Origin of the sequence: Streptomyces sp. cmx-4-9 (genome assembly GCF_046548835.1) — a bacterium.
In the GTDB taxonomy this organism is placed as follows: domain Bacteria; phylum Actinomycetota; class Actinomycetes; order Streptomycetales; family Streptomycetaceae; genus Streptomyces.
Genome location: NZ_JAEBEE010000014.1, coordinates 99,025 through 113,578, shown reverse-complemented (window position 1 = coordinate 113,578; position 14,554 = coordinate 99,025). Strand labels below are relative to the sequence as shown.

The 14,554-nt window shown below is 73.3% G+C and carries 13 protein-coding genes; 2 read left to right on the top strand and 11 right to left on the bottom strand.

The features are described from left to right. Positions 1–269: 269 nt before the first annotated feature. The 10 genes from ACLJTM_RS33680 to ACLJTM_RS33635 all read right to left on the bottom strand — a co-directional run bounded on the left by ACLJTM_RS33680 (position 270) and on the right by ACLJTM_RS33635 (position 8,683). A complete protein-coding gene (locus ACLJTM_RS33680) occupies positions 270–866 on the bottom strand; it encodes a hypothetical protein (RefSeq protein ID WP_411107624.1) in 597 nt (198 codons plus the stop codon). Continuing rightward, entirely contained in the window at positions 863–2,017 is a 1,155-nt protein-coding gene (locus ACLJTM_RS33675; RefSeq protein WP_411107623.1) for an MAB_1171c family putative transporter, read from the bottom strand. The genes ACLJTM_RS33680 and ACLJTM_RS33675 overlap by 4 nt, the downstream gene beginning before the upstream one ends. Before the next feature lie 17 nt (positions 2,018–2,034). Further along, on the bottom strand, positions 2,035–2,727 hold the full coding sequence (locus ACLJTM_RS33670) for a hypothetical protein (protein WP_411107622.1): 693 nt from the start codon (positions 2,725–2,727) through the stop codon (positions 2,035–2,037). A 174-nt stretch (positions 2,728–2,901) separates the two neighbouring features. Then, the gene (locus tag ACLJTM_RS33665; protein ID WP_411107621.1) at positions 2,902–3,417 is read right to left on the bottom strand and encodes an XRE family transcriptional regulator; all 516 of its coding nucleotides are present in this window, start codon (positions 3,415–3,417) and stop codon (positions 2,902–2,904) included. Between the two features lie 436 nt (positions 3,418–3,853). Beyond that, on the bottom strand, positions 3,854–4,450 hold the full coding sequence (locus ACLJTM_RS33660; RefSeq protein WP_411107620.1) for a TIGR03086 family metal-binding protein: 597 nt from the start codon (positions 4,448–4,450) through the stop codon (positions 3,854–3,856). Between the two features lie 336 nt (positions 4,451–4,786). Beyond that, positions 4,787–5,575 (bottom strand): ABC transporter permease, encoded by a 789-nt coding sequence (locus ACLJTM_RS33655; RefSeq protein WP_411107619.1) that lies wholly within the window; start codon positions 5,573–5,575, stop codon positions 4,787–4,789. Beyond that, on the bottom strand, positions 5,572–6,549 hold the full coding sequence (locus ACLJTM_RS33650) for an ATP-binding cassette domain-containing protein (RefSeq protein WP_411107627.1): 978 nt from the start codon (positions 6,547–6,549) through the stop codon (positions 5,572–5,574). Before ACLJTM_RS33650 ends, ACLJTM_RS33655 begins: the two co-directional genes overlap by 4 nt. A gap of 97 nt (positions 6,550–6,646) precedes the next feature. Beyond that, on the bottom strand, positions 6,647–7,492 hold the full coding sequence (locus ACLJTM_RS33645; RefSeq protein WP_411107618.1) for a DUF4097 family beta strand repeat-containing protein: 846 nt from the start codon (positions 7,490–7,492) through the stop codon (positions 6,647–6,649). A gap of 82 nt (positions 7,493–7,574) precedes the next feature. Then, entirely contained in the window at positions 7,575–8,090 is a 516-nt protein-coding gene (locus ACLJTM_RS33640) for a hypothetical protein (RefSeq protein WP_411107617.1), read from the bottom strand. Positions 8,091–8,326: 236 nt separating this feature from the next. Then, positions 8,327–8,683, bottom strand: a complete 357-nt coding sequence (locus tag ACLJTM_RS33635) for an STAS domain-containing protein (RefSeq protein ID WP_411107616.1) — start codon at positions 8,681–8,683, stop codon at positions 8,327–8,329. A 327-nt stretch (positions 8,684–9,010) separates the two neighbouring features. Here ACLJTM_RS33635 and ACLJTM_RS33630 point away from each other — a divergent pair, with 327 nt between their 5' ends. Beyond that, positions 9,011–13,339: a SpoIIE family protein phosphatase gene (locus ACLJTM_RS33630; RefSeq protein WP_411107615.1), complete on the top strand. Its 4,329-nt coding sequence runs from the start codon at positions 9,011–9,013 to the stop codon at positions 13,337–13,339. Beyond that, positions 13,339–13,626: an STAS domain-containing protein gene (locus ACLJTM_RS33625; protein ID WP_411107614.1), complete on the top strand. Its 288-nt coding sequence runs from the start codon at positions 13,339–13,341 to the stop codon at positions 13,624–13,626. The genes ACLJTM_RS33630 and ACLJTM_RS33625 overlap by 1 nt, the downstream gene beginning before the upstream one ends. Here ACLJTM_RS33625 and ACLJTM_RS33620 read toward each other — a convergent pair. Further along, positions 13,623–14,528 carry a YihY/virulence factor BrkB family protein gene (locus ACLJTM_RS33620; protein ID WP_411107613.1) on the bottom strand — a complete coding sequence of 302 codons (906 nt, stop codon included), beginning with the start codon at positions 14,526–14,528 and terminating at the stop codon, positions 13,623–13,625. The genes ACLJTM_RS33625 and ACLJTM_RS33620 overlap by 4 nt on opposite strands. Positions 14,529–14,554 lie beyond the last annotated feature (26 nt).

Genomic DNA, 14,554 nt, shown 5'->3' with positions numbered 1-14,554 from the left:
CCCACCCCCCACCCACCCCGTCCACGCAGGTGAGCACCCATGCAGCCGACCCCCACCAGGGCCCCGCAAACTACTAGCCCGGCTCGTATGTGACCTGGGTCCTATGGGGCGGCTCACCCCCGCCCACTCCGAAACTCACCCACCGTGACCACCCATACCCTTTCAAGGGAGTGGCGCAACCGGCACGAAACCCCCAAAAACAAGGCAATCCTCAACCCGAAGCTGCGATGTCCAAAGGGGCTCCGTAGGCGGGCCCGAGGCGCGGGCGGCTACCGCACCAGCGCGAAGGTGGCGGCCGCGACGGCCCCGCCCATGGCTGCGCCCGCGAGGACCTGGGCGCGGGTGTGGTCCCCCAGCTCGACGCGGGACCAGCCGACCACCGCGACCAGCGGGGAGGCGAGCAGCAGCCAGGGCCCGTAGGTCATGGCCAGCAGGGCGACGCTCCCGGAGGCCACGGCAGCGTGCACGCTGATCTTCCAGGCCGGGGTCACGGCGAGGAGGGCCGCGAGGGTGGCCAGCATGGCGGCGATCAGCGCGGTCACGGTCTGCGGGGCCCCGAAGGCCCGCAGGACGAGGATGCCGGTGGCGACCGAGACGGTGATGAAGGCCATCACGACCAGGCGCTGCCGCCGCCGGCCGACGTGCCGGTCGGCCCAGCGCCCGCGGCGGATGCCGTACCTGATGAAGGCCAGCGGGATGACCGCGGCGAAGAGGCAGCCGAGCAGGCCCCAGCCGATCCCGGCGAGAGCGCCGGTGTGCCAGCCGACGAGGACGGTGTCGGCGATGATCCACGTCTTGGGGTCGAGCCCGTCGGTGATCCGGCGTGCCATGCGGGGCTCGTCGGGCCGGGTGAGGGTGGCCGTCACGCCGTGGTCTCCTGCCTGGTCGTGGAGAGGAAGTCGTCGGCCGCCGCGGAGTGGTAGACCCGGGCGAGCTGGAGGAGGCGGGACACCTCGGCGGTGAAGTCGAGGTCGTCGATCCCGACGACGGCCGGCTGCTGCGGGCCGGCGGCGGGCAGCTCGCCGCGGGCCCTGGCCTCGCGCGCCGCCCGCAGCCAGAGGGCTTCCGCCGCCGGGCTCGTGGCCGGGTCGAAGCCTGCCTGCCGTGCGGCGGCCCGCGCCTGCGCCCGGACCTCGTCGCCGGCGTAGGCGTCGAGGGCCAGGGCGGCGTCCCGGATCTCGATCACGCGCCGGTACAGCCGCAGCCGCGGGCGGCGCAGGACTCCGGCGCCGAGGACGATGTCGGGGGCGACGGCCGTCAGGTCCTGCCAGAGGGGCTGCAGCTGCCGGTGGTGCCGGCCGTCCTGCACGGTGCGCCAGGCCACGCCGAACGCGGGGATGCTGCTGCCCACGAGGATGGAGCCGATCGCCAGGTACTTCAGGGCGTCGGTGGCGTTGCCGACCGCGATGTCGCTTCCGCTGTCCGTGAGACCGGCGAGGCGGCTCGTCATGTACGCGGCCCGCAGCAGGGTGTAGAGGACGCCGATGGCGGTTCCGATGGCCATGAGGCGTACGCCGGTCCGCAGCCAGCGGGCGCTGGCGTGCCGCGCACTGTCCCGGAAGAGCCGGGTGGCGGTGGCCATGGCGATGCCGAGGTAGACGACGAAGACGAGGTAGTAGGCGGTGGCCCAGCCGTCGCCCGCGTTCTGCTCGAAGAAGTCGGTCACTTCGCGGGGCCGAGGGACGAGGAAGAAGAACAGCACCCCCATGGCCGTCATCGCGGCCAGGGCGACGTAGTGGCGCGGCCGCAGCCGGCGGCCGGTCTCGGGCCGGGCGATGGCGACGACGAAGTCGACGACCGCGCCGGCCGCGATCATGCCCAGCCAGTGCTTGACCAGGGTGGAGAGGTTGTTGACCCCGGCCCGGTCGTCCAGGGCGTGCATCACGCCGGGAAGGCGGAGCGTCATGGAGAGGGTCAGGGCGGCGAACGCCGTCCACAGGGCGCGCTGCTTGACGGTGCGCAGGGCCGAGGGGAGGCGCCAGAGCGTCACCGCCCAGAGCATGGCCAGCACGGACATCTCAAGGACTCTCACCGTCACGACCAGGTGTTTCGAACGGGGTGCCCGAGGGCGTCGTGGAGGCGCGCGAGGCGGTCCTCGGCCTCGTCGGAGGTGGACTGCGGGGTGTAGCGGCCGGCTCGTTCGTGGATGAGCGTGGCCAGGGTCTCGGCCTGGCGTTCCTGGGGGCTGGCGAACTTGCTCCGCCCCATGAGGTGCGCGAGTCGGTCGATGTCGAGGCCGAGTTCCTCGTCGATCGATTCGGTGAGGCGGGCGACGCTCCTGATCCGGGCGGCCTCGGCGCGGATGACCGAGGCCACCGGGAGGTCGGGGCGGTCGAGGCCGGAGACGGCGGTCTGCGTGCGCGTCAGCAGGCGCTGGACGTGCTCGGAGGCACGGGCGATCTCGTGGGCGGACGGCTGGTGCGGCATGTCGAGTTCGGGGGCGACATGGCCGAGCAGCATGTGGGAGATCTCGTGGAGGACGATCTGCACCTTGAGGATCTCGGCCGCGACCGCGTCGTAGAAGACGAGGTCGGCGACCTCCAGGCCGAGCCAGATCCCGCACGGCAGGGCCGGGTCGGGCGGACCGTCGAGAGGCAGCAGGACCAGGGGCCGGCCGCGCTGTTCGGCTATGCCCGCGCAGAAGGCTTCGAGGTCGAAGGGCTGGGGGATGACGAGCCGGTCGGCGACGGCGGCGCACTGCGCATCGGCGCGCTTCCACCACCGCATGGTCACCTTTCCCATCGGTCGGCCCGTGGGGAAGCCCGACTGCTTCCCACCGCGCGCCCCCTGCGAACTCCTGTGCGTTGCGAGGGTATCGGGATGTACCGCAGGCGGCTGGAAAGAGCGCATCGGCCGACCGGATCACCCGTGTTGACGCGGGTCACATGGCTGATTCGCGTCCTACGGTTCCTTGCGGCGGCGGCGGCGCGGATGCACGTCCGGCAGGCCCTCGGCTTTGCGGAGCTGCTTGATGAGGCCGGTGACGGACCTCATGGATCCGGCGGACAGCCCGTTGAGGCGGAAAGCCGCGGCCTTGACCTGCTCGTCCTCCAGCACCTGCGCGAACTCGTCGGCAGCGGCCGCCTTGCCCATCTCCTCACGGAGCCGTGCGATCCGCTCCTCGATCCGCTGCTCGATCGCCTGGGCGTTCTCGCCGTCGGCGAGGTAGCCGACCGTGACGCCGAAGAAGTTCGCGATGGCGCGGAGGGAGTCGATGCCGGGGTTCGGATTGCTGTTCAGGCGGATGGTCTGGACCGTGCCGTGGGAGACGGAGGGGCCGGGCAGTTTCCTCGTACCGTCGGCGATCTCCTGGTACGTGTACGGTCCGCGGCCCGCCGGGTGGATCGTCTCGATCAAGAAGCCGAGGCGGTCGCCCAGGGTGTCCCGCCGGCCGGCGGGCGTTCCCTCACCCTTCACCGTCAGTGCTCCTGTCTCCTGCTGGACGTTGCGGTTCGCTGCCGAACCGCCGCTCATTATCTACTGGCCTAGACGGATCTCGTCCCACAGTGCAATGAAGTGCGTCTACCGGGCTAGCGAGCGCCCTCGAAAGTGACCCACGCCACGCTGCCGCTTGATCCTCCGTCAGCTGCTTGACAGACCACCCGCGCGGCAACGTATGTTCATCCAGCCATCTAGCCCGCTAGATGAACTGGTGTTCATCCACTGGACATTGCACGTCTAGTTGACTGCATGCCGGTGCTGCTGTGGGCGGGAAGGCGACGGGGAGGGGCCGCGGTTCCCGGGAGCGGGGCGGCCCCGGCCGTGGGCTGGGGTACGGGGGTCCCCAGCCCACGGAAGCCCTGCGCCACGCCGCGCGGCGCGGTCCCGCGGGAGACGCCGGCCGGCGGCCGCGTCACGGGGACTGCGGGGCCCAGCCGGGGTCGCGCCCGCTCAGCCCGACGGCCCGCGCCAGCAGCGGGGCGTCGTCCGGTACGGGCACGGCCGGTCCGAAGATGTCGCCGCCGCCCCCGTCCTCGGCCGACGCCAGCAGGAAGCCGTACGCGGCGTCCAGCGCGGCCTGGTCGGGGGCGTACTCCTGGCCGGTGGCCCGCGCGAGGTCCCAGCCGTGCACCACCAGCTCGTCGGCGGCCACCAGGCCGGCGATCTCACCGGGCAGGTCCACGCCGCCCGCGCGGGTCATGCCGGTCCAGGCGGCCGGATCCCGCCAGGCTTCGGCCAGTTCGCCGAGCACCCGGGGCAGCTCCTCGCGCCACTGCGCGGGCAGGGACGGCGGGGCCGAGTCGGGGGCCGTGTCCGTGGTCGGACCGAGGTCCTTGCGGGCGGCGTCACGGAAGGCCGTGGCGAGGCCCGCGAGGTGGCCCAGCAGGTCGCCGACCGCGTACCGGGGGCAGGGCGTCCGGCCGGCGAGCGCCGCGTCCGGGACGCCCGCCACGAGGCGGGCCACGATCAGGGCCTGCGGTCCGAGGTCGAAAGTCGTCGTACCGGTCATCTGCCGCTCCTCCGCACGATGGGTCTGCAGGGTAGACCGGCGGCGGAGCCCGGATTCATCGCGACGCGGCCTGCGGCGTGACGGCCGCGCGGGCCGCCGCGGAGCCCGTCCGGCCGCGCCGGAGCGCCCCGGTCCGCCGGCGCGGCCGGGAGCGGCTGGTCGCCTGCTGCCGGGAGGCGGCGGAGGGACCTGACCGTCTGACGGCCCCGGGGCCCGGGCGCCGCCACCGCCGACCCACGCCGAGGAGGCGGCGTACCCGGCGGGTGCCGGGTACGCCGCCCCGGGGCGGGCGGGCGGGTGGGGCGGGGGCGCGGGGCCTGGCAGCCGCGGGTCCCGCTACTTCGGGTTGCGCTGGAAGGCGGCCTGCGACCAGCGGTAGCCGAGGACGGAGAGGCCCAGGCACCAGGCGACTGCGATCCAGCCGTTGTTGCCGATCTCGCTGCCGAGCAGCAGCCCGCGCAGGGTCTCGATGGCCGGGGTGAAGGGCTGGTAGGCGGCGATCGGCTGGAACCAGCCCGGCATCGAGTCGACCGGGACGAAGGCGCTGGAGAGCAGCGGCAGCAGGATCATCGGCATCGCGTTGTTGCTGGCGGCCTCGGCGTTCGGGCTGACCAGTCCCATCCCGACGGCGATCCAGGTGAGCGCGAGGGCGACGAGCGCGAGCAGCCCGAGGGCCGCCAGCCACTCCCAGGCCGTCGCGTCCGCGGACCGGAAGCCGATGGCCACGGCGACCGCGCCGACGAGGACCACGCTGGCGATCGACTGGAGGACACTGCCGATGACGTGGCCGATGAGCACGGACCCGCGGTGGATCGCCATCGTGCGGAAGCGGGCGATGATGCCCTCGGTCATGTCGGTGGAGACGGACACCGCGGTCCCCACCACGGTGCCGCCGATGGTCATCAAGGCGATGCCCGGCACGACGTAGGCGATGTAGGCGGAGCGGTCGGCCCCGCCGCCCATGCCCGCGCTCATCACGTCGCCGAAGACGTAGACGAAGAGCAGCAGCAGGATGATCGGGGTGAGCAGGAGGTTCAGGGTGAGGGAGGGGTAGCGCCGGGCGTGCAGGAGGTTGCGGCGCAGCATCGTGGACGAGTCGCGCACGGCGAGGGCGAGGGAGCTCATCGGAGGTCCTCCTTGGGTCGGTCGGTGCCGCCGGTCAGGGCGAAGAAGACGTCGTCGAGGTCGGGGGTGTGCACGGTCAGTTCGTCGGCGCCGATGCCGGCGGTGTCCAACCGGTCGAGGATGGCGCGGAGTTCGCGCTGCGTGCCGTCGCTGGGGATCTGCAGGGTGAGGGAGTCCTCGTCCCGGGCCACCTCGGGGAGCGCCGCGGCGGCGTGGCGGTAGAGGGCCGGATCGGAGAAGCGGAGTCGGACGTGCCCGCCGGGGATCAGCCGCTTCAGCTCCGCCGCGGTGCCCTCGGCGGCGATCTTCCCGTCGTGGAGGACCGCGATGCGGTCGGCGAGCTGGTCGGCCTCCTCCAGGTACTGGGTGGTGAGGAAGACGGTGACGCCGCCGGAGACCAGTTCACGGATGATCTGCCACATGGTGTGGCGGCTGCGCGGGTCGAGGCCGGTGGTGGGCTCGTCCAGGAAGATGATCCGCGGGTTGCCGACCAGCGTCATGGCGATGTCCAGGCGGCGCTTCATGCCGCCGGAGTAGGTGGACGCGGGCTTCTTGGCCGCCTCGACCAGGTCGAAGCGCTCCAGCAGTTCCGCGGCGACCCGCCGCCCCTCCCGCTTGGACAGGTGGTGCAGGTCCGCCATGAGGAGCATGTTCTCCTCGCCGGTGATCAGGCCGTCCACGGCGGAGAACTGCCCGGTGACGCCGATCGCGGCGCGTACGGCCTGCGGAGCGGAGGCCAGGTCGTGGCCGGCGACCTGGGCCTGTCCGCCGTCGGCGGGAATCAGGGTGGACAGGATCTGCACGGTGGTGGTCTTTCCGGCGCCGTTCGGGCCGAGCAGGGCGAAGACCGATCCGGCCGGGATGCTCAGGTCGATGCCGTCGAGCACGGTCTTGTCGCCGTAGGACTTGCGCAGACCGAGGGCGGAGACGGCGGCGGCCGCCTGCAGGGCGCCACCCCGCCGAGGGGCAGGCATGGGCATGGACATGTCAGAAATAGGCATGGAGCCCTCCGTTCGGAGGCTGTAGGGACAAGGGGTGTGCGGGTTCGCGGAGGGGCTGCGGGGGCCGTACTCAGGCCTGGGCGCGGCGCACGTCGATGTTGCCGTAGCGGGTCCGGGCGCGGACCTCGACCGTGTCCGAGGTCCCCTCCGGCGCCTCGGAGGCCATGAGCGTGTTGCGCACCTGGCCGCGTTCGGAGTTGACGTCGAGCCAGGCCGCCGTGCCCTCGCGGATGCCGACCTCGATGGTGCCGTAGGAGGTCTCCAACTGGACGGTGCCGCGGGCGACTTCGGCGACGCGCAGGGCCCCGTGCGCGGTGGTGGCGGCTACCGACCCCTCGGCGCGCGCGATGTCGATGTCGCCGTTGGCGCCGCTGACCCGCAGGTCGCCGGTGGCGGCGCCGACGGTCGTGGTGCCGTGCGAGTTCTTCAGGACGGCGGAGCCGTCGACACTGCCGACGCGCAGGCTGCCGGAGCTGGTGGTGATCTGGGCGGTGCCTTCGACCCGGTCGACGGTGATCGAGCCGTGCGAGGCGGTCAGCTGGAGGGGTCCGGTGGTGTCGAGGCGGACGTCGCCGGAGGAGGTCTTCACACGGACCTCGCCGAGCCGGCCCTCGCCGAGCACCTGGGCCCAGGCGCCGGTCATGTCGATGCGCGATCCCGCGGGCAGTTCGACCGTCACGTCGACGGTGCCGGTCCGCCCGAAGAGGTATCGCTGCTTGGGCGTCCGGATCGTGAGGACGCCGTTCGCGTAGGTGACCTCGCTCTGGTCGGCCGCCCGTACGTCCTGGTCCCGCTTCGGGTCGCGGGGCAGGACCTCGACGACCGTGTCGGGGCGCTCCGCCGCGCTGAACCGGATGGAGCCGGCGTCCACGTGAGCGGTGACCGAAATCGGTGCGGGGGTGTCGAAAGAAGGCATGGCTGTACCGTCCTCGTGAGTCCTGGGGTCGTCCCTGCTGGTGGGACGCGGTGGATGCGAAGCGGGGCGGGTGGGGGCGCGGTCAGCGGACCCAGCCCGTGAAGCCCTGCCCGGTGGTACGGGGCCGCTCCGCCGTGCGCGGCGCGCCCCCTGCGTCGACCGCGGCCGACACGGCCCGGACCAGCCAGGCGTTGACCGACAGGCCTTCGCGGCCCGCGGCTTCCTCGGCGCGGTTCTTGAGGTGGGCCGGCAGCCGCAGGTTGACGCGGGCGGTGCCGCCCTCGTCGCCCTCGGCGGGCGCCTGCACCGGGCGCGGCTCGGCGGCCGCGGCGGGCTCGGCGGAGCTGCCCCCGGCGGGCGGCAGCGTCACCACGAACTCGGGGTCGAGCCCCCGCAGCCGTACGTCGACCGAGCCGGGGGCGACCTCGCGGGTGATCTCGTCCATTGCCGCGGAGAGCACGTTGAGCATGATCAGTCGCGCCGCCGACTCCAGCGGAGCGGTGAGCCGCTCCGCCAGCTCGCGGGCGTCCGCCCCGCCGGCCTCGGCGGCCACCGCCAGATCGCGGCGGAGGGTGTCGACATAGGGGGTCAGGTCCATGACGCCATCATGGCACCAATGTGGTGCCATGAGCAACCCCGCAGGGGTCCCTCAGTGGCACCGCTTGCCATGAAACGGCCCTGACCTGCACCGATGCCGATTATTTACGTGGCGCCGCGGCGCCCGCCACGGCCACTCTCCTGTTCCGAGTGGCCCCAGATGGCGCCGGGTGGCACCACATGGCACCGTGTGGCGTCACGTGACGCCCCATGGCGCCGGGTGACGCCACGGTGCCGTCAGGCCGGCAAGGCGTTGATGGCGTCCTCGACGGTGGGCCGGAAGGTGAAGAGCTGGTCCAGGCCGATGATGCGGAAGACGTGCATCAGGCCGTCGTTCAGTCCGACGAGGAAGAGGGGGACCTCACCCTCGCGAGCCCGGTGGTAGGCGCCGACGAGCACGGTGATGCCGGTGGAGTCGCAGTAGGTGAGCTCGGAGAGGTCGATCAGGACCGGGACCTCCGGGCTGAACGTCGTCTCCCGGATGACCCGGGTGAGCTCCGGCGCGGTGTGGTGGTCGAGTTCGCCGACCGCCGCGAGCACGGTGGCGCCGCGCGAGTGGGTGTGGCGGGTGGCGGTCAGAGTGCGGTCGGTCACCTGTGCTCCAGGGCGGGGGCGGGTGTGCGGCGGGACGGTACGGACAGGGCGGTCGGGGCGGTCGGGCGGCCCGACGAGGCGGTTCGCGTCCGGGTGGAAGGCGTACCCGGCCGTCATCGCGCCTCCTGCGTGCCCTCGTCGGCCGTGCCCGCGGATACCAGGCGTGGCGGTCCCATCCTACGGATCACGTCAACGAACCGCTCCGGGCGGACCGGCGGCCCTGCGGGTTCCTGCCGGGGCGGGCGCCGGGGCGCTCCCGGGGGGCAGCACAATGGATGCGGGCACGTGGTGCCCGGCCATCGGCTGTCGTGGATGAAGGGGTGGGCAGTGACGCGTTCCGAGAATGCCGGACCGGAAACGGCAGCCGGAGCGGGAGCGGCCGCCGGGGCGGAAAGGGCAGCCGGAGCCGGGGTGTTCGCCGCCGATGCGGTGGTCGGCCGGGACCTGGCCCTGGTGGACTGGGCGGGCGCCACCCCGCTCGGGGACCCCGAGAACTGGCCGCAGAGTCTGCGCACGACCGTGAGCGTCCTGCTGTCGTCGAAGTTCTCCATGTGGATGGCCTGGGGGCCCGAACTCACCTTCTTCTGCAACGCCGCCTACCGGCGCGACACCCTGGGCCGCAAGTACCCGTGGGCTCTGGGCCGGCCGGCGCGCGAGGTCTGGGCGGAGATCTGGGACGACATCGGCCCCCGCATCGACACCGTGCTCACCACGGGCGAAGCGACCTGGGACCAGGCGCTGCTGCTGTTCGTGGAGCGTTCCGGGTACCCGGAGGAGAGCTACCACACGTTCTCCTACAGCCCGCTGCGGGACGACGACGGCCGGGTGGTCGGCATGCTGTGCGTGGTCAGCGAGGAGACCGAACGGGTCATCGGCGAACGGCGGATGGCCACGCTGCGCGACCTCGGCTCCGATCCCAGCGTGGTGCGCACGGAGCAGGAGACCCTCGACTTCACCCGCCGCCAGCTGGGCCGCAACCCGCGCGACCTGCCGTTCACGCTGACCTACCTCTTCCGCGCCGGGGCCGGCGACGGCGCCGGTGTCGCCGCCGGTGACGCCTCCGGTGACGCCTCCGGTGACGCCGCCGCCCCCGGCGCCGAGCTGGTCGCCGCCACCGGGATCCGCCCCGGCCACCCGGCCGCCGTGGAACACCTCCCGCCGGGCTCCGACACGGTGTGGCCGGCGGCCGCCGCGGCCCGGGGCGAGTCCGTGCTGGTGGCCCTGGACGACGACGCCGTGTTCGTAGGCCTGCCGGCGGAGGAAGGGGTCGGGGCGCCCCTCCAGGCCCTGGTGGTGCCGCTGCGGCAGCAGGGCGGAGCCCCGTACGGGTTCATGGTGGTCGGTGTGAACCGGTACCGGGCCCTGGACGACGGGTACCGGGGCTTCGTGGAACTGGTCGCCGGGCACGTCGCCGCCGGGGTGGCCAGCGCCCGCAGCTACCAGGCGCAGCAGCGGCGCGCGGAGGAACTGGCGGAGCTGGACCGGGCGAAGACGGCGTTCTTCTCCAACATCAGCCACGAGTTCCGCACCCCGCTGACCTTGATCATGGGGCCGGTGGAGGAGCTGCGGGGGCGGCTCGCGGACGCGGACGCGGACGTGCGCGAGGAGCTGGAGGCCGTCCACCGCAACGGGCTGCGGCTGGGCAAGCTGGTCAACACGCTGCTGGACTTCTCCCGCATCGAGGCGGGCCGGATGCAGGCGCACTACGAGCCGGTCGACCTGGCCGCGGTGACCGGTGAACTCGCCAGTGTCTTCCGTTCCGCCGTGGACCGGGCGGGCCTGGACTTCCGTGTCGACTGCCCCCCGCTGCCCGAGCCGGTGCACGTCGACCGGGGCATGTGGGAGAAGGTCGTCCTCAACCTGCTCAGCAATGCACTGAAGTTCACCTTCGAGGGCTCGATCCGGGTGGCCGTGGAGAGCGCGGACGGCGCCGCGGTGGTGACCGTCGAGGACACCGGGATCGGTGTCGCCGCGCAGGAGATGCCCCGCCTGTTCGAACGGTTCCACCGCATCGAGAAGGCTCGTTCCCGCTCCAACGAGGGCAGCGGCATCGGCCTGGCCCTGGTGAAGGAACTGGTCGCCCTGCACGGCGGCGAGATAAGCGCCACGTCCACCGAAGGCCGCGGCACCCGGTTCACCGTCCGGATGCCCTTCGGTTCGGCGCACCTGCCCGCCGGCTCCGTCCTGGCGAAGCCGGGCTCCGCCGCGGCCCCCGCCGCGACGGGCCCCTTCGTACAGGAGGCCCTGCGCTGGCTGCCCGGCGAGGGGGACGCGGCCGGGCCGGAGGCGGCCGCGGAGACTGCGGCCGGGGTCGCCGGCGCGAACGTGGGCGCAAGCACCGGAGGGAACGCCGACAGGAAGGCCGACGGGAGTGACGACGGGAGCGCCGCCACGGCGCCGGCGGCCCGCGTCCTGGTCGCTGACGACAACGCCGACATGCGCGAGTACCTCGTGCGGCTGCTGCGCGGCGCCGGCTACCGGACCAGCTCGGTCGCCGACGGCCGGCAGGCCCTGGCCGCCGTACGCGGGGGCGGCTTCGACCTGGTGGTCAGCGACGTCATGATGCCGCACCTGGACGGGCTCGCCCTGGTCACGGCGCTGCGGTCCGATCCGCGCACCGCGGCGGTCCCCGTGCTGCTGCTGTCCGCCCGCGCCGGCCAGGACGCCTCCATCGAGGGCCTGCAGGCCGGCGCCGACGACTACCTCGTCAAACCGTTCGCGGCCGCCGAACTCCTGGCCCGGGTACGGGCGAACATCGAGCTGGCCCGGCTGCGCGGCCGGCACGCCCGTTGGCGCACCGCCCTGGTGGACTCCCTGCAGGAGGCCTTCTTCGTCTGCGACGAGGACGGCGCCGTCATCGAGATCAACACGGCGTTCACCGACATCCTCGGCTACGGACCCGAAGGCCTGCCCTACCGGCCGGTCCACCCGTGGTGGCCCGACGCCGTCACCGACTCCGAAGCCCACCAGCAGGTCGGCGAGGCCTTCGAACTGCTGCTCGGCAGCCCCAAGGGCTCCTACACCATCCCGATCACCCATCGCGACGGGCACCGGCTGTGGGCGACGGCCACCTTCAACCAGGTCGTCGACCCCGACTCCGAGCGCCGGGTGACCGTCGGCACCTTCCGCGACGTCACCGCCGAGCACTACGCCATCCAGCGCGAGAGCGCCCTGGCCGCCCTCGGCACCTGCCTGTCCCGGGCCGCCAGCCTTCCGGAGGCGCTGGCCGGCGCGCTGGAGGAGCTGCGGAAGCTGTGGCGCGCCCGGAGGGTCCTGGCCGCGGTCTTCGACCACGGCGACGAACCCTCCCTGACCTCCACCGACAGCTCGCTCTCCTGGTCGCGGCTGTCCGCCGCGCGTCAGGAGTCGCTCGATGCGCTGCGCCGGGGGCCGGTGCTGACCCCGGCCGCCGACCCCACCGGCGCCGGCATCCTGCTGGAGTTCCCCGACGGCCCGCTCGCCCTGTGGATCGACCTGGGCGAGAACCGGCCCTTCACCGGCGAGGACCAGCTGCTGCTGTCCCTGCTGGCCGGGCACCTCGCGCAGGGGCTGCACCGCGCCCACCAGATCGACCAGCAGCGCGAGACCGCCATCGCCCTGCAGCGCGCCATCCTCGGCCCGGCCCGGCTGCCCGACGGCTTCGCCGTCCGCTACGAGCCCGCGACCCGGCCCTTGGAGGTCGGCGGCGACTGGTACGACACCGTCACCCTGCCCGACGGGCGCATCGGCATCGTCGTCGGGGACTGCGTCGGCCGCGGCCTGGAAGCGGCCAGCGTCATGGGCCAGCTGCGCAGTGCCTGCCGGGCCCTGCTGCTCCAGGACGCGAGTCCCGCCCGGACGCTGATGGCCCTGGACCAGTTCGCCGCCGGCGTTCCGGGCGCGGCCTGCACCACCGTGTTCTGCGGCGTCCTCGACGCCGGCACCGGGCAGCTGACGTACTCCAGCGCCGGCCATCCGCCCGGCATCCTCGTCCACCCGGACGGCGCCACCCGGCTCCTGGAGGACGGCCGCTCCCTGCCGTTGGCCGTCCGGCCCGGCAGGCGGCGCCCCGAGGCCGCCTGCACCATACCGGCGCGGTCCACCCTGCTGCTGTACACCGACGGGCTCGTCGAGCGCCGGCGCCGCCCGCTCAGCGCGGGCATCGACCAGGCCAGCGCAGCCCTCCAGGACGGCCGGGACACCTCGGTCGACGACCTCGCCACGCACGTCATGTCCCGGCTGGCGCCCGCCGACGGTTACGACGACGACGTCGCCCTGCTGCTCTACCGCCACCCGGCCCCACTGGAGATGTCCTTCCCCGCCGAGTCGTCCCAGCTGGCCCCGGTCCGCAAGACGCTGCGCGACTGGCTCGGCCAGTGCGACCTGCCCCCCGCCACCGTGCAGAGCATCCTGGTCGCCGCGGGCGAGGCGTGCGCCAACGCGATCGAGCACGGCCACCGCGACGCCCCGGGCGACGCCATCCGCTTCCGGGCGGAGGCGTACGTCGACAATGTGCGCCTGACCATCGCCGACACCGGTTGTTGGAAGGCCCCGCAACCGGAGCTGAACCCGCATCGCGGCCGCGGGATGGGCCTGATGCGCGCCCTGATGCAGGAGGTCACCATCACTCCCGGCCCGTCCGGCACCACCGTCGACATGCATACGAGGATCGTCTGATGACCACTGCCCTGACCCTCACTCCCGGACGGCGGCCCGACGGCACCGCGCTGCTGACCGCCGTCGGCGAGATCGACATGAGCAACACCGGGGAGCTGGCGGCCGCCCTCGCGGGCACCGCCGGACCCCTGGTCCTCGACCTCACGGGCGTCGAGTACCTGGACAGCGCCGGGCTCAGCGTGCTGTTCACGCACGCCGAGCGCATCGAACTCGTCGCCAACGCCCTCCTGGAGCCGGTCCTGGTCATCTCCGGTCTCGCGGACCTCACCACCGTCCATGCCCCCTAGGGGGCGTCCTGGCCGGGCGGCCGCCCGGCGGCGGCGCGGTCCGCGGCGAGCACCGCGTTGAACTGGGCGCCCGTCAGGAGCGCCAGGTTGGTGAACCACAGCCACACGAGGAAGACCACCGTCCCGGCCAGCGACCCGTACAGCCGGCTGTACGTCCCGAAGCCCGTGTAGAGGGTGAAGAGGGCGGAGGCTCCGAGCCACAGCAGTGCGGCCAGGACGCCTCCCGGCAGGCCCCGCCGTATCCCGCGCGTCCGCGCCGGCCCCGTCCCGAAGAGGATGAGGATCAGCGAGGTGACGACGGCCAGCAGCACCGGCCAGCGCAGGACGGCCATCGTGTCGGCGCTCGCGAATCCGAGGGCGGCTCCGGCGCGGCGGGCGAGGGGCCCGCCCGCCACCAGCGTCGCCGCGCCTGCCACGAGCAGCGCCAGCAGTCCGGCCGCGGTCAGCAGCAGGATGTGCGCGGCGCGCAGGGGCGTACGGGTGTCGGGGACGCGGTGCATCGTGTGCAGGGCGCGGCGGAAGACCGCCAGGTAGCTGGAGGCGGACCACAGGGCGCTCAGGGCGCCGCTGATGAGGAGCATCCACATGGAGGAGCGCTCCGCGGTCAGTCCCTCCAGTGCCTCCCTGAGCACTTGGGCCGACTGGGGCGGCGCGTACGAGGTGAGGTGGGTGATCAGGCTCGCGCGGGTGCCGGCTCCGGCGAGGCCGACGAGGGAGACCGAGACGAGCAGGGCGGGGACCAGGGCGAGCACCGCGTAGTAGGTCAGGGCGGCCGCCGAGTCGGCGACGTTCTCCTCCCAGACCCGCACCGCGGCGCGCCGCAGGGCCCGGTGCGTGCGCACCAGGAGGGTGTCGGTACGTCCCCGGGTGCTGCCGGGCGTGCGGAGGGTGTTCGTTGCCACACCGCCCTCCTGCCCGGCCGGGCCTG

Bases quoted from the DNA above. Each gene is read 5' to 3' on its own strand.
- ACLJTM_RS33660 (WP_411107620.1), bottom strand. From the start codon at position 4,450: ATGACCGGTACGACGACTTTCGACCTCGGACCGCAGGCCCTGATCGTG.
- ACLJTM_RS33675 (WP_411107623.1), bottom strand. From the start codon at position 2,017: ATGTCCGTGCTGGCCATGCTCTGGGCGGTGACGCTCTGGCGCCTCCCC.
- ACLJTM_RS33645 (WP_411107618.1), bottom strand. From the start codon at position 7,492: ATGCCTTCTTTCGACACCCCCGCACCGATTTCGGTCACCGCTCACGTG.
- ACLJTM_RS33650 (WP_411107627.1), bottom strand. From the start codon at position 6,549: ATGCCTGCCCCTCGGCGGGGTGGCGCCCTGCAGGCGGCCGCCGCCGTC.
- ACLJTM_RS33625 (WP_411107614.1), top strand. From the start codon at position 13,339: ATGACCACTGCCCTGACCCTCACTCCCGGACGGCGGCCCGACGGCACC.
- ACLJTM_RS33670 (WP_411107622.1), bottom strand. From the start codon at position 2,727: ATGCGGTGGTGGAAGCGCGCCGATGCGCAGTGCGCCGCCGTCGCCGAC.
- ACLJTM_RS33640 (WP_411107617.1), bottom strand. From the start codon at position 8,090: ATGGACCTGACCCCCTATGTCGACACCCTCCGCCGCGATCTGGCGGTG.
- ACLJTM_RS33655 (WP_411107619.1), bottom strand. From the start codon at position 5,575: ATGAGCTCCCTCGCCCTCGCCGTGCGCGACTCGTCCACGATGCTGCGC.